Below are 18,488 nucleotides of genomic sequence, written 5' to 3'. Positions count from 1 at the left end.
GCCTGCCCTTCCCCGAGTCGCGCGGCTCTCGATGTCTCGAGCCGCGCTCCCGGCCACCGCGATCGACAGGACAGGTGGAAACTACATCGGCATCCCGCCGCGGCTCCCGTCCTCGCTCTCCGACTGGCCGCGGTTCTGGGCGTTCTCGAGGAGCGTGGCCGCCTCGCCGCGGTACTCGTAGCCCGGAACGATCCCCTGGGCGAAGGTTCCCTCGACGAACTCGGCGAGCGCCTTGGCGTCCTCGACGCCCTCCCGAGCGTCCCAGGCGACGTACTCGAGCGTTACGCGGACCTCGTCGTCCTCGCGATCGACGAGCGGATCGTCGTGCGTGCTCGTGTGCGTGACGGTGAAGACGTCTTTGAGTCGGCGTTCGAGCGTCTCGAACCAGCCGTCTTCGACGACGTCGGCGACGGACTCACCGGCCACCGCGGCGTCGAGCGTCGGCAGAACCACGGTGACGACAAAGCGCCCGTCGCGCTCGCCCTCGGCGTCGTCGGCGGCGACGATCGTCTCGAAGACCGTCGTCGTCAGGTCGTACCCCTCGTCGGACGGCCGGAACGCGTCGTGGGCGTCGAGTTCGCGCTCGACGGCGGGTGGAAGATCGGTCATCGGCGGAGTGGACGGGCGTGGCGGAAAAGGATGTTACGCTGTCGTTCGACCCCGTTACGGATCGCTTTCGACGAATCTCGCCGACGGCGTCGGGACCGATTCGCGTACCTAGGGTCCGATTTCCGGTCGACACGCCCCGCATTACTACGACGGATCTGGGCATGTTGGTCAGCATGACTTTGGACAGACTCGCCGCAGAGCGCCAGCGCTTCGCACGACTGCTCGGGATTCACGACGAACTGGGATCGGGGTTGCCGATCGGAACCGAGTCGAAGACCGAACGATCGGTCGCGCGACGCGACCCGGACCGCGAGTCGAGCGCGACCGATCGCCGCTAGACGCGACGGCGTTGCAGTTCTAGTCGAGCGCACGCCGCTCGAGTTCGTCGTGCAGGACGGACGCGAGCGACTCGAACTCCTCCAGCGTGAGATCGTCGGTCGTGACGAACACGCCTTCGCGGTCGGAGGTGACGCGGAGGAGATAACCGTTGTCGAAAACCCGGATCGTGTACTGGTAGGTGCCGAGCTCCGACCCCTCGTAGGCGGCCTGGGTGACCTTGAACCCGCGCCACTCGTTGCCGATGAACGTCTCCAGATCGGCGTTTCGCTCGAGGTCGTCGCGGAGGTAGACCTGCTCGAAGTCGTCGCGGGTGAAGTACGTGACCGATCGCAGTTCCGATCCGACGGAATCCCGACACGTGGTGACGAATCGGTCGACAGCATCGGTCGTGAGGAGCCCCGTTGCCATACGCGACCGGTCGAGCCGAGAGACCTTAACCGGGAGGGCTATCTCACTCGCCGAAGTGTGTTCACCGTTCGCACAGATCTACCATCGGACGGCGAACTCGGGCCCGCTCGATCGCAACGGCGGCCCGGGTGCGACGGCGGGTCCGAACGATCGGGTACGTGCCGTCTCTTAGCGGCGACTCTCGATCCACAGGGCGGCGACGAGGATTACACCGATCGCCACGACCGCGACGTCGGCCGCGAATCCGGGCACCAAATCGGCCGACGAGCCGCCGTCAGCCGAGGCGTCGGTCGACTCGTCGCCGACGGGAGCGACGGCGGCGGTCGACCCGCTCGCGTCGGTTCCGTCCGCCTCGTCGTCGACGACGGTCAGCTTCCCGGCTCGAAGCGTCGGCGCGATCCGATCGCCCCCGTCGGCGTCCGCCTGCACCGCTTCGATCGTCAGGTCGGTCTCGCCGGCGTCGGTTCCCGTAACGTCGATCGCCGCCAGCGTGACGCCGGTCGCGCCGGCCGTGATCTCGTCGTCGAGATCGACGGCCTCGACGGTGACGGACCGTCCGTCGTCGCTCACGGCCGGCTCGGTCGTCATTCCGAACGCGCCGGGATAGCGGGCACCGTCGACGGTCGCGACGTCGGCGGCGAGCGCGATCGTGAGTTCGAATCCGGCGAGCCCGTCGGGCGCGTCGGTCAGCACCACGCGGAGCGTGGCGTCGTCGCCGGCCTCGACCGTCGCGTCGTCGACGACGATCGCGGTGTCGACCGCTTCGCCGGGGACCGCGCTCGCGGTCGCTCCCGCGACGACCGTCCCGCTCGCGATCGCGCCGAGGGCGGCGGCGAGCGCGAGCACGGCGACGAGCGCCGCGGACGTACGATCGGCGCTCACAGCTCGTCGTAGAGGGCGACGACGTCGTCGTAGTCGATCCGGCCGTTCTCGTTGAAGTCGAACGCGTCCTCGTTCAACTCGACGGCGTCGTCCTCGATGGACTCGAACAGCAGGACGATGTCGTCGTAGTCCAGCCGGCCGTTGCCGTTGACGTCCTCGAAGCGCCCGTCGCCGTCGGGATCCGTCGGCGCACCGCCGCCGCCCGGTCCGCCGCCGATCGGCGGCGGACCGGTGACCACGACGCCGGGTCGCGGGTCCGGCTCGATCGCCGCACCGTCGTCGTCGTCGAGCGCGTGCACGTCGATCGTGAGGTCAGTCGTCCCGGTGTCGACCCCCTCGAGTTCGATCGTCGCCAGCGTCACCTGCCTGCCGGTGCCGATCTCGTCCTCGATGTCGGCCAGGCGGAGTTCGACGCTCGATCCGTCGATCACGGGGTCGCTTGTGAGGTCGAGATCGTCGTGGTAGCTGGCGTCGACGATCTCGGCGACGTCGACGTGTTCGACCGAGACCGTGATGCGACCGCCTGCGAGTCCGTCGGGCAGCGACGAAAGCGTGAGGTCGACCTCGCCGGTCGCGCCGTGACCGACCGCCAGCGAGTCGACGTGGATCGTCGTCGGCGGCTCGTAGACCCACATCGCGTCGTTGGGGTACGAGCGGCCGAAGTTCCCCTTGTCCTCACAGAGGATGACGCGACCGTCTTCCATCACCATCACGTTGTCGAGGTTGATGAGCGAGACGTCCTGGAGCGATTCGGAGTCGCTCGGGTTCGGGCCGACGATGACCGGTTCGAGGGTGGAGACGTCGTAGTCGTCTTCGAGTTCGGCCCGGTAGAGGAGACCAGTGTCGACCTCGTCGAACCGGAGTTCGCCCTCGTCGTCGGTCATGGAGCCGCCGAGCGAGGAAATCGCGAAGTAGATGAAGTCGCCGGGTTCGGCCTCGTCGTGTGCGTCGATCCCTTCGGCCTTGTTGAACTCGATCGTCGCGCCGATCTCCCTTGCGGCCGCCCGAGTTTCGAGAAACGGAACCCGTCGGAGGTCCTCGTCGACGCCCTCGGGGCCGTGCGCTTCGTACTGCTCGGCCCACTCGATGATCTCCTCGTCGGTGATGTGGTCCTGGTTGCCGTTGACGGCGACCTCCTCGTCGGCCTCCGCAAGGGCGGCCTCGAGGTCCTCCTGCCAGTCGGTCTCGGCGTGGGTCTCGAGGTAGTCGACCTGGGTCACGTCGTCGTAGTCAGTGATCCAGGACTCGATCTCGGCGTTGCTGGCGGTGCCGAGCGGGAGCCACTCAACGTCGAGGTCGACCTCGTCGACCGGCCCGTCACCGGTCTCGGTCGCCTCGATGGCGTAGAGCGTACCGCGGACGTCCATCCGATCGTCGTAGGACGTGAACGGCTCGTCGGCGACGAACTTGTAGATGCCCTTGGCGCCGCCGTCGGAGGCACCGTAGACGGTCCGTTCGTCGGGCAGGAACTCCGGACACTCCCAGGCGGCACGACCGAAAACGTAGTGTTTGACCGGGTCCATCGCCTCGGGATCGTCCGCAGTCGGGTTCGCGACCTCGACGTTGTACCCGTACCGGTAGCGGTTGGGGAAGACGTCGCCGATCGGCTCGATCGTGTCCTCGCCGTCCTCGACGTCGACCGGTTCGGCACCGAGGTAGTACGCTTGCTTCTCGAGTCCGGTGAGCGACCAGATACCGGCCGGCGACCAGGCGTCGTCTCCGAATATCTCCTCGAGGGAATCGCCCACCTCCGTGGCGTTCGGGCGGTTCCAGAACTCGCTACCCCCGCGGAGGCCGACGCCGCTTCCTTCGTCGACGATATCGCCGGCGGTCGTCGTCCCGTTGAGCCGCGGGTGTCCGTACTCCTCCTCCGAGGAAACCGGCGTCTCCCACGGCGTCAGGTCGCCGTAACAGTTGATCCTGGTCCCGCCGAGTTCGCGAAACGCCTCGGTGTTCTCGACTTCGAGGGCGTTCTCGAGGTCCGCCTGCCAGTAGCCGTCCTCGTCGCGGTACAGCGGCGTCCGGGTGATCGCGCCGGGGCGCGTTTCGTTGTTGGTGAAGAGGTAGCCTTCGGTGCCGTCGTCGTTCGTCGACACGAAGAAGTTCATGTCGGTGACGCCGCCGACGCCGACGTAGCTCTCGTCGACGACGTCCGCGACGTCCTCGCCGTCGGGCGTTTCCGGGTGGCCGAACCGTTCGGTTCCGCCGTTGATCGGATCGCTTTCCTGGACGAGCAGCCGGTACTCGCCCGCGGCCGTCTTGACCGTCCCCTGTTCGCCCTCGGTTCGAGGCGGCTCCATCTCGTCGAACTCGTCGTTCCGACCGTTGAACGTGAACCGGAAGTCGTCGATGACGCCGACGCCACCCTTGTCGAACGGTTCTGGGTTGTCGGAGCTCGGTGCCTGGAGGCTGTAGAGGAGTTCGCCCGTCTCGAAGACGAACGGCCCCGTGACCTCCGCACCGAAGGCGGTCGTCGACAGTCGTTTCATCTCTCCCTCGACGTACGGCGCCTCCGGAGAGTCGTGTTCGTCCGGTCGGTCCAGCGCGCTCGCGGTACCGACCGCACCGGTCCCGATCGCCGCGGCTATCGACGATGCCATCAGTTTTCGCCTGGTAAATTCCGCCATGCGATCGTGATATTCCCTGTTTCATGGATGAGTTTTTATAATAGATCTATCGTCGAATAATATTCCACGAGAACCGAATTGTGATCACCGGACGGCTATCGGGATCGGGGCGGACGAGTCGAGAGCTATTGATCGATATGTAGTCGGTGAACCGGCCGGCGCCCGACGCCGTCTTCGGACCGATCGATCGATCGTCGCCGAAGCGTTCGGGTGACCGGTCGGAGGATCGCCGAAGTCTACTGACGTCGATCGGCGATCGGGGTCGAAAGACCGGCTGTCGGCCCGGATGGATCGGTCCCGATGGTGAACCAGGTACGGTGCCCGAAGAAGGAGCCCCCTCGGTCGCGCCCGCGAGCCGTTCACTCGAGGTCGCGATCGCGGACCGTCTCCCTGATCCCTTCGGCGCGGCGGTGGACCCACGAGACGTACCGCTCGATCTCCTCGGGCGCGGCCCCGTAGAAGGACGCGACCCAGTTGACGTCGGCCCACGGGCGCGTGATGAGGTAGGCGGCGAGGGTGTCCTTGCCGCCTTGGATGATCTCCGGCGGGACGCCGCGATCGCCGGTTCCCTCCTCTACGAAGCCGTTGACATCGAAGTAGACGTCGGCGTATAGCCGCGCATCCGAGAGGTCCTCGAACGCGACTCCCACGTGATCTGGTGCTTCGAACCGGTAGCGTTCGCCAGCGCCGTCGACGTCGACGATGCGAACCCCGAGGACGTACGCTTCGACGATCGGGTCGTCGGTTCCTGGAGTGCCGTCTGCTGTGGACGTTGTGGGCATCCCTTGGAATAACCGCCAGTGTCGCGGTATTGAACGTTGGTATGTGGGCTATAGTGCGCTCCCGAACGCCCGGTAGGGCTCCGAAGACCGATCGGACGAAACGGAGAGTAGGGTCCGGGCTCGATCGGGACGCGAATGAGGGGGTTTCGGGTCGATCGATAGCGCCACCGCACACCAGTCGTAGCGGTGTGGCTTACTCCAGCAGCGACTCGCCGGTCATCTCCGGGGGCTGATCGACGCCGATCAGTTCGAGCAGCGTCGGCGCGATGTCGGCGAGCGTGCCGTCCTTCCGAACGAGACGATCGCCCGCCGTCCCGTCCGCTGAAACGTAGACGAGGGGGACATCGTTGTACGTGTGCGCCGTGTGCGGATTCGCCTCGGTTCCCATGTCGTCGGCGTTGCCGTGATCGGCCGTGACCAGCACGTGGGAACCGGCGTCCTGGAGCGCGTCCGCGAGTCGGCCGAGTTGCGCGTCGACGGCTTCGACCGCCTCGATCGCGGCCTCGTAGTCGCCCGTGTGGCCGACCATGTCGGGGTTGGCGTAGTTGAGCACGAGCACGTCCGGATCGTCGGATTCGATCACGTCGATCGCCGCGTCCGTGACCTCGGCGGCGCTCATCTCGGGCTGGAGGTCGTAGGTCGGCACGTCCGGGCTCTCGACGATCGTCCGGATCTCGCCGTCGAACTTGATCTCGCGGCCGCCGTTTAAGAAGTAGGTGACGTGGGCGTACTTCTCGGATTCGGCGATCCGCAGTTGCGTCCTGCCCGCGTCGGCGAGCACCTCGCCGAGCACCTGTTTCGGCTGGTTCGGCGGGTAGGCGATCGGCAGGTCGAACGTCTTGTCGTACTGGGTCAGCATCACGACCTCGGCGTTCGGCGGGTGCGTCTCGAACTGATCCGACCAGTCCTCGGGCCGGATGTCGGCCAGCATGCGAGTCAGTTGGCGGGCCCGATCGGAGCGGAAGTTGAACCAGACGACCGAGTCGCCGTCCTCCAGCGCGGGGCCGCCCTCGATCAGTGTCGGCTTGACGAACTCGTCGGTTTCGCCCCGATCGTAGGACTCCTCGACGGCTTCGACGGTGGAGGCGGCCTCGTACTCGGCTTCGCGCTCGACGATCGCGTCGTAGGCTCGCTTCGTCCGCTCCCAGTTCTGGTCGCGGTCCATCGCGTAGTACCGGCCCGAGACCGTCGCGACGTGGCCTGTCCCGTGCTCGGCGATCACGTTCTCGAGCGTCGCGAGGTAGTCCCGCCCGCCGGTCGGCGAGGTGTCCCGACCGTCGGTGATCGCGTGCGTGACGGCCTTGACGTCCCGATCACCCGCCAGTTCGATCAGCGCGTGGAGGTGCTCGTGATCGGAGTGCACCCCGCCGTCGCTGACGAGACCGACGAAGTGGATCGTGCCGTCGTTTGCGCGCGCGTTGTCGAACGCCGTGTTGATCGCGTCGTTCTCCCTGAAGGTGCCGTCGGCGACCGAGTCCGAGATCCGCGTGTACTCCTGGTAGACGACCCGACCGGCCCCGATGTTCAGGTGGCCGACCTCGCTGTTGCCCATCTGTCCGTCCGGGAGGCCGACGCGGCGACCCGCCACTTCCAGCGTACCGTACGCGCCGGCGTCGGCGAGCCGATCGAAGTTCGGCGTGTCGGCCGCTTCGATCGCGTCTCGTCCTGCTCCGCTACTGAGGCCCCATCCGTCGAGGATGATCAGCGCAGCGTCCATGTGCGATCCGTAACCTGCCGCGCCTAACTAGCTATCGCTGTCGAGTGCGGTGGAACGCAACGATCGTTTGCGAGTATCCGTCTCTGGTGTCGGTAATGAAATGGATATAGACATCACGAAAGCCCCTGACGCCCTCGGTGTCGTCGGCGCGTAGCGCCGACTGCTCGAGGGATCTTCGATCCCTCGCTGGCTGCGACTTGCTGCGGTCCTCAGCCCTTTGGGCTTGCGGTCCTTACTGCGTCTCGCTTGGCCCGGAGGATCGACCGCTTCAGGGGCTTTCGTGGTGTTCTCAGCTGTTCCGGTATGGTATTCGCATAGTCCAAATACGACGAGACTTCATGACCACTGAATTTTTGCGAGTGGACTGGGAGGCAGTGTGTATGACACTCGATCCGGTCCACTTCGACGGCATCGCCCGCCTCGCGAGGCGGATCGACCACGGGGCCGACGAACGCGATCGGCGCGCCTTCGCCGAGACGGTCTGGGAGGAGTTTCTCGATCCGCTGACCCACGAGGGCCGGACGATCGTCGACCCGATCGGCGAACGGTCCCGGCGGCTCGTCGACTGTGAGGACGTCGCCCTGCAGGATCGGCCGTTTCCGAGCGAGCACGGCCTCGACGCAGGGACGATCAACCCGACGACGTTCAAGAACGGGCTGGTCATCGACATCGCGCAGGCAGCGATGAGCGCGACGCCGAGCGACCTCGATCTGCACCGATCGCGGACGGTCGTCGCCACGGTTCACTCGAACGACGAGACGGCGACGGTCCACGAGGCCTGGGACAAGTTCGACGAGGGTTACAGCCGAAGCCGCGCGGTGAAGATCCCGCCGCTGCCGCGGTTCGCCGAGGGCGTCGTCCACGCGCTGGCCCTCTATCAGGCCGAGAGCGAGCACGCGACCGACCACGCCGAAGAAGTCGACGACCTGCTCGTGCTCGACGGGCCGCTGTACCCGCGCGGGCTCCTGCGGTGGGCCGACCAGCACCCCGACCTCGCGGACTTCCTGCTCGAGAACCCCCGCCCGAAGACGGTCCTGGAGAACTACGTTCGTCTGGTCGAGCGGTTCGTCTCGCGGGACGTTCCGCTCGTCGGATTCGTGAAGAACCCGGCGACGCGCGTGATCACGCGGACGCTGAAGGCGAAGCGAGACGCCGGCATCACCGCGCCGTGGGCCAACGATTCGGCGCTGTTCACCCGACTCCTGGAGCGTGGCGAGTACGTCGACGACGTCGAGGGGCAACGCTGGGAACGGGACACGTCGGCGCTGACCTACACCAACTGGTTCCGTTCGCGGGGCGGCGTCGATCGGCCGCTCTCGATCGACGGGAACGCGCTGGGCGTCGCCCGCGACCTCGACCCGGAGCAGTACGAGGTGACCTTCTTCGTCGTCTACGATCCGCGGGACGATCTCCTGTACCGGATCGAAGCGCCCTTCGCGTTCACCCGCGACCCGGAGACCCGTGAGCGGCTGACGCTGCAGCTCCTTCAGGACGTGGCCATCGCGCACGGCCCGCCGCTGATCGTCGAGAAAGCCGACGAACTGGCCCGCATCAGCAACTCGGAGAAGCGATCGCTCCGGGAGACCCTCGAGACGCAGTTCGACACGAGTCGGGACCGCAGCTACGACGACCACCGCTGGGGCGAGGAGTTCCCGTAGCCGTCGCGACGACCTCGAACCTCATGTCCTTGGGATCGCCACCGTCCGCGCGGGGTGCGACCGGCGCACGATCGCGTCCGATCGCGCTAGCGATTCTCCGTCGGCTCGTCGCGTTCGACCTCGAGTTCGACGACCCCGGGGTCGACCCCGATCCGCGCGAACTGCGTTCGGACGTGTTCCTTGGCGCGTTCGATCGCCTGTTTGCGCGTGTCGAACCCCCGCGGCATGGGAGATTCGAACGCGAGATGAACCTCGCGGCCGTCGACGAGCTGGGTCGTCCCGCCGCTGTCGACCTCGTAGAACTCGTCGCAGACCCACACGTACGCGGCGTCTTCGTCGGGTGCGCCGCGAAAGGACGGCGCCCGTTCGCCGCGCTCGTACAGGGTGCCGGTGAGTTCGGTCCCACCCGCGCAACCGCGTACCATGATCATGCGATTCTCTACGGCTCGAGGACGCAAAAAGGCCGCGGACCCGCTAAATCGGGACGCTGTACGCGGACGACGCGATCGAAACCATCGGCTACTCCAAACGCCGACGCCTGCTGCTCGGAGTAATGATCCATCACGACCGGACGAACGTCGTGAATACGATCGCCAGTGAACGGTCACGAATCCGGATACAAGCGCTCTACGCGGCGCTTTCTCGACCGTGCGATTGTAACGCACACTTTCTTCGAGTAATGTCATATTTCAGACCCAAATCCTTTTGGAAACGGGCTTATCCCCGTTCCGCCGGTTTCTGTGAGTAATGAGTTCGGACGCTCACCCCGGCGATGACGACGCGAGGGAGCCACTGGCAGACGTCCCGACAGCGTGTTATGACGTCCTTCGAAGCCCGCGACGCCTTCGCCTCCTCGAAATTCTCGGCGAGCGCGGCGAGCGCCTCTCGCTCGGCGAACTGACGACGGCGCTACTCGAGCGCGAACGACCGGACGCGCCGCGGAGCCAGGCTCGCCACGAGATCAGAACCGCCCTCGTTCACAACCACCTGCCGCGACTGGCGGACTACGACATCGTCGACTGGGACGTCGACACCGGCGCGGAGTTCGCCGACGGGGCCCCGTTCCAACTGGCGAACGTCTCGGCGTTGCTCGAGTGCTGCGAGACGAGCCACGGCGCTCGCTTCCTCGAGACGGCCGTCCACCCGGTACGGCTCCCGATCTGTTCGATCCTGACTGACAACGATCGACCGCTCTCGGTCGAGCAACTCGCGAGTTTCCTCGTCACCCGCGGCGCCGTCGCCGACACCGACCGGGCGACGATCGAGCTCCACCACTCGCATCTCCCGGCGCTCGAGTCGATCGGCGTCCTTGAGTACGACCCCGATACGCAGCTCGTGTCCCAGGCCGACCGCTCGCTGTCAGCGATCGTCTGAGACGCGTCGTGCCCGATTGACGGGTGCCGCGGAGCGTTCCCGAACTCCCATCCCGTCCGTGTTACCGCTTTTGCGCCGACGAACCCAATCCTCGAGCGTTCGCCCCCCTCCGCGGCCGGTCAGGGCCGCCCGGACGTCGCGAGGTGTGCCCGCGCATCGCGCTGTACGCGCCGCGGCGTTCGCGGCGCGTGTCGCGGATATCGTCGAAACGCGTCGGTTACGCTGTTGTTCTCCCTCGCGTGAGTTCGGTCGACGAGTGACACTCGCTTCGTTCGGAGGGAAACGTGTTTGAGGAATGGGCGGGATGACTGTGATATGACCGATCTGGGCGACTTCGGCGAGTTTTCCGCGGAAACCGAAGGTTCGGCGGATGACGCTGCCGACGACGGCAGTTCCGGGACGTCGTCGGTTCCGGCCTCGACGTCGTCGACGGACGCGACGAGCACCGGCGACGACTTCGAACCGACACCCGTCGAACCCCGCGGAGAGGACGTCGGCATCGGCACCATCTGCGTCTCGCAGGGGCTTCGGGTCGCCGAGGACGGCGAGGACACGACGCTTCGCGCGTACGTCACCCGCGGGAATCGATCGTCGATCCGCATCGGGAGCTACCTGATCGCTCCGTATCCTGACGAAGGACCGGCGTCCCGCGACGAACGACTGTTCTGTCGGATCACGGGGCTGGAGTACGCCCAGCAGTACCACGCCGACGATGCCACCGAGATCCATGCCCGGCGGGCGATGCGAACTGACGGCGTCGACGAGGCCGACTACAAGTTCATCGCTAGCTTAGAACCGAAAGCCGTCCTCTACAATGACGACGGGGAACTCAAGCGGCGGATGACCGATCGGGTCCCCAAGCCACAGACTGTTATCCAGCAGGCGAGCGACACCGAGGAGATCAAAACGGGGCTGAAGATGCCCGACGACGGCGTCTTCGTCGGCCACCTCTCGGTCGGCGGCGAGAAGGTGCGGACGGCGGCCTCGCCGCCGACGATCGACTACCGGCTGAAAGACGACTACGAGTCGGGCGATCCGCTCGCGTTCCGACACACGCTGATCGCCGGCGGCACGGGATCGGGGAAGACCCACGGCGCCAAGAACGTCCTGCGCCAGTACCTCGCGGACGATCGAACCTATCCGATGGCGGACGGCCGATCGGTCAAACCCGCGGTGGTCCAGTTCGACCCCCAGGACGAGTACGCCCAGATGCACGACGACAATCCCGATCTGGACGACGATTTCGCGCGGCGACTCGATCGCGAGGGGATCGCCTACGGCGGTCACGACGACACGATCGCGTTCGTTCCCAAGGTGGGATCGGCCTCGTACGCGGCGGGTCACCACCGCGCGGAGCAGGTCGAGTTCACCATCCCGTTCTCGATGGTCCACGAGAACCCGTGGCTGGTCGCGGGCAGCGGCCTGAACGACAACCAGTACGGCGCGCTCGTCAGCGTGCTCCTGCCGCGGTTCCGCGATCAGTACGGCCCCGAGGGAACCTACGAGGAGTTCACGACGTTCCTCGACGACCCCGCGCTGCGGGAGGAACTCGACGAGTCCGGCCGGGTCCACGAGGCGACGTTCGACGCCGTCCGCCGGCGGGTGCTCGGCTTCGGCCACGTCTTCGACCAGGACGCCCGGCCGATCACCGACCTCGTCCACGAGTTCGTCCGCCCCGGCGGCCTCTCGGTCGTCCCCACCTACCACATCAACGATACCCGGGCGACCGAGGCCGTCGTCCTCGCGCTCTCGTCGCTGCTGATAGATCAGAAACTCTCAAACGATCCGACCTACGATCGGATCAAGGAGACGCCGTTGATCCTGGGGATGGACGAGGCGCACAACTTCCTGACCGACGCGGATTCGGTGCAAGCAGGTAAGGTCATCCGCAAGTTCACCGAGGCGGCGAAGCAGGGTCGGAAGGAGCGACTGGGCCTGTTCCTCATCACGCAGGACCCCCAGGACATCGACGACGCGGTCTTCAAGCAGATCAACACCACGATCGTCCTCAACCTGGGCGACGAGGACGCGATCAAGAGCGTCAACATCCCCTCGAACCTCGAGTCCAAAGTTCCGTACATGGAGAAGGGCCAGATGGTCGTCTACTCGCCCGACAACTCCGAACCGGTGGAGCTGATCGGGCTGTCGAAGTGCTTGACGCGACACGGGCGGGACTGAGATCGTCGACTGGCGATGGAACTGTCGTAACGCTCGTATTCCATCGGCCGTAAATCGGCTGCCGGCACCAGGTCGTTGCTCCGCCTCACTCCCGAGGCTCGTAGTACTGCTTGAGCCAGGTCGTCAGTCCCTCGAGACCGGGGAACAGCGTCCGGTGGTTGACGCCCATCTGGTCGAGTTTGTCGCGAAATTCCAGTTTGCGATCGCCCGGGATGACGATCTTCCGGTAGCAGTCCGGTCGGTCCTCGAGCCACCGATCGAGCGGCACTCGAGGGTCCGACTGGAAGGAGAAGACGGCGGACTGGTTGGCGATGCGGTCGTCGATCGCCGGCGGCCGGAAGAACATCACGAACTGGTCGTCTGGTTCCTCGTCGTCGTCGACGCCCCACCACTCGCGCCAGAACTCGTTCAGTCGGGTGACGTCGTCCGGATTGCCGGCCGGAGCCTCCCTCGTGGCGGTTCGGCGACGGTCCGCTTCCCGGGTCACGGTCGAGAGGAGGTGGACGTCGAGCATGTGCGTTCCCGTCGTCCCGAGCACCCGCTCGTACCGATCGGGAAGCTGATCGTGAAGCTTTCGGTAATCGACCGCCCAGACCGCCCCGTCGTGGTCAGTGTCGCCGCTTCGAACCGCGAAGTACGTCGCGACCAGCGGCGAGAACGACCAGTCGAGCAACCGGGTGGGGAGCCCGTAGTGTTCGGCGATCGAGAGGAGGTGCCAGACGGAGTCGGGTTCCTCGATCTCGTTCAGCGCGTACTGGAGGAAGTTCCGCAGCAGCAGCGACTCGAGTTTCCAGTCCCCCGACTCGCCGACGAACCGGTTGATCGACGTCTCGAGGCTGTGATCGACGTGGGGAACGCCGCGGAAGACGTAGGGCGATCGGTGTCGGGAGAGATCGGGCATCCACATCTCCGCGGTGACCAGCTGCTGGAGATCCGCCCACGTCTCGGCCCTGACGATCGGCGGGTCGTCGGCGGTCATCGGCGGATCAAAGACGATCGAATCGCGGTCGCTCGAAGCGGTCGACGCGTCCCGTGAGCCATCGGCGGACCTACGCCGGGGCGAGGAATAACGATTCGGACGAGTCGCGGTGAATTATCCGCCGTGATGGTTGTCGGACGAAACGGGTGCATCGGATCGCTACGCCGAAGGGGCCAGCGTCCGCCCGAGGAAATCTCCGATCGTCTCCGCGATCCGACCGTGCTGGCCGACGAAGAAGTGATCGCCCGGCAGCGCCACGACGTCGTCGCCGCGCTCCCGCGCGCGCTCGACGATCGGCTCCCAGTCGACCGTCGTGTCCCGCTCACCGTAACACACCTGCACCGGGCACTCGAGGGCGGCGAGGGCCTCGCGGACGTCGAGGTCGTCGTCGTCGCCGAGGCGCGCCGGCGGCGCGAGGACGGACACCGCCGCGATCGCCCCCTCGAGATCGGCCGCCGCGAATAAGGCTTCGCCGGCGCCGAAACTGAAGCCGAAGAGACCGACGCGATCGTACCCCTCGTCCTGGGCCCAGCGAACGGCGTTGCGAGCGTCCGCGCGCTCGCCGTGGCCCTCGTCCCACGGGCCGTAATCGAACCGGAGGCAGGCGAGCCCGCGATCGGCGAGCGCGTCGCTCACTGCGGTCAGTCGTCGGTCGGAGCGCGTGCCGCGTTGTTGGGGGTGGGGCGGGCAGGCGACGACGATCGTCTCGGCGTCGGCCGGGCCGTCGAGGGTCCCGCGAACGTCGCGACCGCCCGGAACGAGGACGTCGGTCATGGTCGACCGTTCGCGAGTATCGGTATAGTAGCCACCGAAACCCGTTCGCTACCGGCGCGGACCGCCGGGGACGATGCGATCGCGGATCCGCGCCGGTTCGACAGTCACGAAAATCGAACTCCGAAAAACCTCGCCGAACAGCGTTCATTCCGGCTATGACTGTCGTTAATGTGATGTTTTTAAGGGTGACGAGCGAGACGTACGAGTATGGGCATCCTCTCTCGGACCTCGTATGTCATCCGGTCGAAGATCAACTCGGTGCTCAATCGGGCGGAAGATCCGACGGAGACGCTCGATTACTCCTACGAGCAGATGCGCGACCAGCTTCAGGACGTCAAACGCGGGATCGCGGATCTCACCACGCAGAAAAAGCGCCTGGAGATGCAGAAAAAGCGCCTCGAGGAGAACGTCGAGAAACACAACCAGCAGGCTCGGACGGCGGTCCAGCAGGACCGAGAGGATCTGGCGCGGCGCGCCTTGGAGAAGAAGAAGACGAAGATGAACCAGATCGAGGATCTCGAGCGCCAGATTTCGGACCTCCAGAGCCAGCAGGATCAACTGATCGAGCAGAAGAACGAACTCCAGTCGCGAATCGAGGAGTTCCGCACCAAGAAGGAAACGATGAAGGCCCGCTACGAGGCGGCCGAAGCGAGTTCCCAGGTCAACGAGGCGATCACGGCCACGGGCGAGGAGTTCGAGGACGTCGGCCGCGCCATCGAGCGCGCCGAGGAGCAGACCGACGACATGGAAGCGCGGGCGGCCGCCATGGACGAACTCCACCAGTCCGGCGCGTTCGACGACGTCCTCTCGGACAAGGACCAGATCGATCGCGAACTCGAGGACCTCTCGACCGACAGCGGCGTCGAGGCCGAACTCGAGACGCTCAAGTCCGAAATGGGCGCCGACGAGACCCAGACCGAACCCGCCGACGCCGAGGACGTCGACGCCGAGGACGTCGACAAATCGGAGATCGAAGACCTCGAAGCCGAGGTCGACGACGAAGAGATCGAAGACGAACTCGCGGAGCTGCAGGAAGAAGAAGGACAGTAGGTCGAATCGAATCCGCTTTTCGTGCGCGACGTCGAGCCGAGAGATCCGTCCATGCACCCGGGCAGCGTTGCCGTTGCAGCAGCAACCAATACGTCCCTCGAAATCGAACATGATAGTATGGGCGCAGACCAGACGGTCGACGAGCGAATTGAGTCGCTCTCGCCGACCGAACAGACTGTCTTGCTCGGGGTCGCCGCGCTCGATCGGGACGACGACACGCCGGCCCAGACGCACGAACTCCGGCGGCTGTGCACGGAGCAACTGACCGACGTCGAGATGATCGTCGGCTCGCTCAGCGAGGCCGACGTCATTCGATCGCTGTACCGGCTCGAGGCCGAGGGGATGATCGACGAGGTCGATCCCGCCGAGAAGTCACCGACGGGGAAAGGACGACCGGCTTACACGCTCCCGCACAGTCCGGACGCGATCCTCGAAGCGATCGACGACGAACTCACGGACGCGATCGACACTCCGTAGCCCGTCCTGGAACGGACTATATTTACAGCGTTCTGGTCGCGACTGATCCCCCATGAAAGAAAGCGAGCCGTCAGTCGAGAACCACTACGACGCGATCGCCGACGCGTGGGAGACGTTCACCCAAGCGCCGTGGAAAGCCGAACTCCTGTGGCCGACGACCCGGTCGCTGCTGCCGGAAGTGGGTGGCAAACGCGTTCTCGACGCGGGGTGTGGTAACGGCACGTACTCGAACTGGCTCGCAGAGCGGGGCGCCGATGTCGTCGGGATCGACGCGAGTCGGGAGATGATCGAGGTGGCTCGACGAGAGCACGGCGACAGCGCCGAGTTTCAACGGGTCGACCTCGATGACATCATTCCGTTCTCCGACGATCGGTTCGACCTCGTCCTCAGCCAGCACGTCTTCTCGCACCTCCCGGATCTCGAGGGGCCGATCACCGAGTTCGCCCGCACTCTCGAATCCGGCGGTTCGCTGGTGGTCTCAACGCACAACCCGGTGCACGATTTCCTCGTCGTATGGGACAGGGACTACCCCGAGACGAGCGCGATCGACGGGATGGAACTGGACCCAGTCGTCGATCCCGATCCGGAACGGCCGACCTACCACGACACAGAGCAGTTCGAAATCTACTGGAACGGGCCGGAAAGTTCGAATCCCGGCGCCTACTACCGCCGTTCTGTGTCCGAGTTACTGCAACCGCTCCTGGACGCGGGATTCGCTCTCGAGGAACTCGTCGAACCGGACCTTCGAGACGTCTGGGAGGAACGCGACCCGGACGTTCCCTCGGAGTTGTTCCGTCGGCCGCCTCGATCGATCTGCTACCGGGCGATGCGCTGAGTCGCCCGGGCGTCGACGCCACGCGGTTCGCGACCCCGTCCGTCACGTCGGCGTTCCGAGTACCGCGATGTCGTAGTCGGCGATGTCCCCCGGCGGTTTGAGAACGACGACCTGAAACGCCCACGACGATCCGCCGTCGAGATCGCCGGTACTGGCGAGGTACCGACCGAGTTGGGAGCCGGTCTCGTCGTAGACGCGGACGCGGACTTCGACGATCTCGATCCGATCGCTCCCCGTGTTCTCGACGGTTCCCTGGACCGTCGAACCGAGATAGCCGTCCTCGACGACGAAGCGGTGGTCGACCAGCGAGAGGGGGTCGAGCGGCGTCACGGACGTGTTCGGCTCCCGCTGGGCGACCGCCTCCGCAGCGGCCATCTCGGTCTCCGATCGGTTGGTGGCGTTGCTGGCGTTTACCTCGCCGACGGAGCCGTCCTCGTAGGTCGGTTCGCCGCCGAACCCGCCGTCGTCGAGACAGCCGGCGACCGCCGCGATGCCCGCTCCGACCGACGCGAGCACCCGCCGGCGGCTCGTCCGCTCCGGTCGAGTCATCGTCGGGTCGGCCGTCGCGAGTGGGTTCCGTCACGCTGCATGTACCGGACCGACACCGCGGACGCATTTCAGTGTAGGCCCTGAAGACGGCGATTGCGCGCGCCGAAACGGTGCTACGTCGCCGGCGTCCGTACCGCCAACGTGAAGCGAGTGTGCAACGCCGGCGCTTATTGGCGGGTCCGTGGAACGTATCGCCATGGGGCCGTCCGAGACCGACGAGACGCTCGAGTCCTTCGGACCCGATATCGGATCGCGATCGGGGGGGCTGGCGGGGGCTCGCGAGTGGTTCGTCGTCGAAGGAAGCCGCACGAGGGTCGCGGCCCTCCTCTCGGTCGCCGTCTTCGTCCTCCTGGTCTTGCTCCACGAGGTCGGGATCATCTCGTTTGCGAATCCGAACTCCGTGACGCGGGTGGCCAGCGGCATGATCGCGGGGACGTTCTCCCTGGTTACGCTGGTCGTCTCGGTCAATCAACTCATCCTCTCCCAGGAGTTCAGCGCGGCCGGGAAAGCCCGCGACCGACTCGACGGCGTCATGGAGTTTCGTCGCGATATAGCGGACAATGCGGCCGTTTCCGCGACCCCGGCCACGCCCACGCGAGCGCTCGAGTTGATCGTCGAATCGATTCGAGACGACGCCGAGAAGCTCGACGCCGCCGTCGCGGATCACGATCGAGACGTTCGCGAAGAGATCACCCGATACACGAACGACGTACGGCGGCGAACCGAGCGCGTCGCCGAAATGCTCGAGCGGGCGGAATACGGGTCGTTCACGGCCGTCTCGGCGGCGATCAACTACGACGAAGCCTGGCACCTGTACGCCGCTACGCACCTCCGCGGCGAGTACGCCGACTCGCTGTCGCCGGTCGCGATCGACCGACTCGACGAGCTGACCGATTCGCTGAAGCTGTTCAACGTGGCCCGCGAGCAGTTCAAAACCACGTACCTGCAGCGGGAGCTCACCCGGTTCTCACAGTTGACGATCTACTTCGGCGTGCCGTCGATCCTGTCCGCGATCGTCATCGGGCTGCTGTACGCCGAGTTCACCGGGCCGAGCGTCAGCGCCACCGTCCTCCCCTACGTCGTCAGCGCGCTCACCGTCGTCGTACTCCTCCCGCTTACGCTCCTCGCGTCCTACATCCTCCGGACCGCGACCGTCACTCGACGAACGGCTTCGATCGGGCCGATGATCCCCCAGAAGGATCCCGACGAAGGGCCGTTCGACGTGACCTACGGCGAGCAGCGCTAGGGGC

General features: G+C 65.9%; 18 protein-coding genes. 8 read left to right on the top strand and 10 right to left on the bottom strand.

Going from position 1 to position 18,488, the window contains the following annotated elements; genetic code table 11:
* Nucleotides 1-81: 81 nt before the first annotated feature.
* Nucleotides 82-609 (bottom strand): DUF5813 family protein, encoded by a 528-nt coding sequence (locus MUH00_RS11400; protein ID WP_246998613.1) that lies wholly within the window; start codon nt 607-609, stop codon nt 82-84.
* A gap of 173 nt (nt 610-782) precedes the next feature.
* Between MUH00_RS11400 and MUH00_RS11395 the strand changes: the two genes are divergently transcribed.
* Nucleotides 783-947, top strand: a complete 165-nt coding sequence (locus MUH00_RS11395; protein ID WP_246998611.1) for a hypothetical protein — start codon at nt 783-785, stop codon at nt 945-947.
* Between the two features lie 19 nt (nt 948-966).
* Here MUH00_RS11395 and MUH00_RS11390 read toward each other — a convergent pair whose 3' ends face one another.
* From MUH00_RS11390 to gpmI, 5 genes are all read right to left on the bottom strand, one after another.
* Nucleotides 967-1,356 carry a DUF7522 family protein gene (locus MUH00_RS11390; protein ID WP_246998610.1) on the bottom strand — a complete coding sequence of 130 codons (390 nt, stop codon included), beginning with the start codon at nt 1,354-1,356 and terminating at the stop codon, nt 967-969.
* A 168-nt stretch (nt 1,357-1,524) separates the two neighbouring features.
* The gene (locus MUH00_RS11385) at nt 1,525-2,238 is read right to left on the bottom strand and encodes a hypothetical protein (RefSeq protein WP_246998608.1); all 714 of its coding nucleotides are present in this window, start codon (nt 2,236-2,238) and stop codon (nt 1,525-1,527) included.
* Nucleotides 2,235-4,865: an alkaline phosphatase PhoX gene (locus MUH00_RS11380; RefSeq protein ID WP_246998606.1), complete on the bottom strand. Its 2,631-nt coding sequence runs from the start codon at nt 4,863-4,865 to the stop codon at nt 2,235-2,237. Before MUH00_RS11380 ends, MUH00_RS11385 begins: the two co-directional genes overlap by 4 nt.
* Nucleotides 4,866-5,224: 359 nt before the next feature.
* On the bottom strand, nt 5,225-5,647 hold the full coding sequence (locus tag MUH00_RS11375) for a hypothetical protein (RefSeq protein WP_246998604.1): 423 nt from the start codon (nt 5,645-5,647) through the stop codon (nt 5,225-5,227).
* A 193-nt stretch (nt 5,648-5,840) separates the two neighbouring features.
* Nucleotides 5,841-7,364 (bottom strand): 2,3-bisphosphoglycerate-independent phosphoglycerate mutase, encoded by a 1,524-nt coding sequence (gene gpmI / locus MUH00_RS11370; protein ID WP_246998597.1) that lies wholly within the window; start codon nt 7,362-7,364, stop codon nt 5,841-5,843.
* 380 nt (nt 7,365-7,744) lie between these two features.
* On the opposite strand from gpmI, the gene MUH00_RS11365 reads away from it, so the two are divergent.
* Nucleotides 7,745-9,022: a DNA double-strand break repair nuclease NurA gene (locus MUH00_RS11365; protein ID WP_246998595.1), complete on the top strand. Its 1,278-nt coding sequence runs from the start codon at nt 7,745-7,747 to the stop codon at nt 9,020-9,022.
* 86 nt (nt 9,023-9,108) lie between these two features.
* Here the strand turns inward: MUH00_RS11365 and MUH00_RS11360 are convergent, their stop codons facing one another.
* Nucleotides 9,109-9,453 (bottom strand): DUF7113 family protein, encoded by a 345-nt coding sequence (locus MUH00_RS11360; protein WP_246998592.1) that lies wholly within the window; start codon nt 9,451-9,453, stop codon nt 9,109-9,111.
* A 316-nt stretch (nt 9,454-9,769) separates the two neighbouring features.
* On the opposite strand from MUH00_RS11360, the gene MUH00_RS11355 reads away from it, so the two are divergent.
* Both MUH00_RS11355 and MUH00_RS11350 read left to right on the top strand, forming a co-directional pair.
* Nucleotides 9,770-10,396 (top strand): DUF7344 domain-containing protein, encoded by a 627-nt coding sequence (locus MUH00_RS11355; protein ID WP_246998590.1) that lies wholly within the window; start codon nt 9,770-9,772, stop codon nt 10,394-10,396.
* 315 nt (nt 10,397-10,711) lie between these two features.
* Nucleotides 10,712-12,574, top strand: coding sequence for an ATP-binding protein (locus tag MUH00_RS11350; RefSeq protein ID WP_246998588.1), 1,863 nt, complete (start codon nt 10,712-10,714; stop codon nt 12,572-12,574).
* Between the two features lie 85 nt (nt 12,575-12,659).
* Here the strand turns inward: MUH00_RS11350 and MUH00_RS11345 are convergent, their stop codons facing one another.
* Complete coding sequence (locus tag MUH00_RS11345) at nt 12,660-13,553, bottom strand: FRG domain-containing protein (RefSeq protein WP_246998586.1); 894 nt, start codon at nt 13,551-13,553, stop codon at nt 12,660-12,662.
* Nucleotides 13,554-13,712: 159 nt separating this feature from the next.
* Nucleotides 13,713-14,327 carry an alpha/beta hydrolase gene (locus MUH00_RS11340; RefSeq protein WP_246998584.1) on the bottom strand — a complete coding sequence of 205 codons (615 nt, stop codon included), beginning with the start codon at nt 14,325-14,327 and terminating at the stop codon, nt 13,713-13,715.
* Between the two features lie 207 nt (nt 14,328-14,534).
* On the opposite strand from MUH00_RS11340, the gene MUH00_RS11335 reads away from it, so the two are divergent.
* From MUH00_RS11335 to MUH00_RS11325, 3 genes are all read left to right on the top strand, one after another.
* On the top strand, nt 14,535-15,377 hold the full coding sequence (locus MUH00_RS11335; protein ID WP_246998582.1) for a PspA/IM30 family protein: 843 nt from the start codon (nt 14,535-14,537) through the stop codon (nt 15,375-15,377).
* Between the two features lie 117 nt (nt 15,378-15,494).
* Complete coding sequence (locus MUH00_RS11330) at nt 15,495-15,854, top strand: hypothetical protein (protein ID WP_246998580.1); 360 nt, start codon at nt 15,495-15,497, stop codon at nt 15,852-15,854.
* A gap of 52 nt (nt 15,855-15,906) precedes the next feature.
* Nucleotides 15,907-16,689, top strand: coding sequence for a class I SAM-dependent methyltransferase (locus MUH00_RS11325; RefSeq protein ID WP_246998578.1), 783 nt, complete (start codon nt 15,907-15,909; stop codon nt 16,687-16,689).
* A 42-nt stretch (nt 16,690-16,731) separates the two neighbouring features.
* Here the strand turns inward: MUH00_RS11325 and MUH00_RS11320 are convergent, their stop codons facing one another.
* On the bottom strand, nt 16,732-17,238 hold the full coding sequence (locus tag MUH00_RS11320) for an FxLYD domain-containing protein (RefSeq protein ID WP_246998576.1): 507 nt from the start codon (nt 17,236-17,238) through the stop codon (nt 16,732-16,734).
* Nucleotides 17,239-17,434: 196 nt separating this feature from the next.
* Here MUH00_RS11320 and MUH00_RS11315 point away from each other — a divergent pair, with 196 nt between their 5' ends.
* Nucleotides 17,435-18,484 (top strand): DUF7972 family membrane protein, encoded by a 1,050-nt coding sequence (locus tag MUH00_RS11315; RefSeq protein ID WP_246998574.1) that lies wholly within the window; start codon nt 17,435-17,437, stop codon nt 18,482-18,484.
* Nucleotides 18,485-18,488 lie beyond the last annotated feature (4 nt).

The organism is Halosolutus gelatinilyticus, from assembly GCF_023028105.1.
GTDB lineage: Archaea > Halobacteriota > Halobacteria > Halobacteriales > Natrialbaceae > Halosolutus > Halosolutus gelatinilyticus.
This window is presented reverse-complemented; position numbering and strand designations above follow the sequence as displayed.

Coding starts and splice junctions, on each gene's coding strand:
- MUH00_RS11335 (WP_246998582.1), top strand. CDS start 14,535: ATGGGCATCCTCTCTCGGACCTCGTATGTCATCCGGTCGAAGATCAAC.
- MUH00_RS11375 (WP_246998604.1), bottom strand. CDS start 5,647: ATGCCCACAACGTCCACAGCAGACGGCACTCCAGGAACCGACGACCCG.
- MUH00_RS11355 (WP_246998590.1), top strand. CDS start 9,770: ATGAGTTCGGACGCTCACCCCGGCGATGACGACGCGAGGGAGCCACTG.
- MUH00_RS11340 (WP_246998584.1), bottom strand. CDS start 14,327: ATGACCGACGTCCTCGTTCCGGGCGGTCGCGACGTTCGCGGGACCCTC.
- MUH00_RS11400 (WP_246998613.1), bottom strand. CDS start 609: ATGACCGATCTTCCACCCGCCGTCGAGCGCGAACTCGACGCCCACGAC.
- gpmI (WP_246998597.1), bottom strand. CDS start 7,364: ATGGACGCTGCGCTGATCATCCTCGACGGATGGGGCCTCAGTAGCGGA.
- MUH00_RS11325 (WP_246998578.1), top strand. CDS start 15,907: ATGAAAGAAAGCGAGCCGTCAGTCGAGAACCACTACGACGCGATCGCC.
- MUH00_RS11390 (WP_246998610.1), bottom strand. CDS start 1,356: ATGGCAACGGGGCTCCTCACGACCGATGCTGTCGACCGATTCGTCACC.
- MUH00_RS11345 (WP_246998586.1), bottom strand. CDS start 13,553: ATGACCGCCGACGACCCGCCGATCGTCAGGGCCGAGACGTGGGCGGAT.
- MUH00_RS11350 (WP_246998588.1), top strand. CDS start 10,712: ATGACCGATCTGGGCGACTTCGGCGAGTTTTCCGCGGAAACCGAAGGT.
- MUH00_RS11360 (WP_246998592.1), bottom strand. CDS start 9,453: ATGATCATGGTACGCGGTTGCGCGGGTGGGACCGAACTCACCGGCACC.
- MUH00_RS11380 (WP_246998606.1), bottom strand. CDS start 4,865: ATGGCGGAATTTACCAGGCGAAAACTGATGGCATCGTCGATAGCCGCG.
- MUH00_RS11395 (WP_246998611.1), top strand. CDS start 783: ATGACTTTGGACAGACTCGCCGCAGAGCGCCAGCGCTTCGCACGACTG.
- MUH00_RS11330 (WP_246998580.1), top strand. CDS start 15,495: ATGGGCGCAGACCAGACGGTCGACGAGCGAATTGAGTCGCTCTCGCCG.
- MUH00_RS11320 (WP_246998576.1), bottom strand. CDS start 17,238: ATGACTCGACCGGAGCGGACGAGCCGCCGGCGGGTGCTCGCGTCGGTC.
- MUH00_RS11315 (WP_246998574.1), top strand. CDS start 17,435: ATGGGGCCGTCCGAGACCGACGAGACGCTCGAGTCCTTCGGACCCGAT.
- MUH00_RS11365 (WP_246998595.1), top strand. CDS start 7,745: ATGACACTCGATCCGGTCCACTTCGACGGCATCGCCCGCCTCGCGAGG.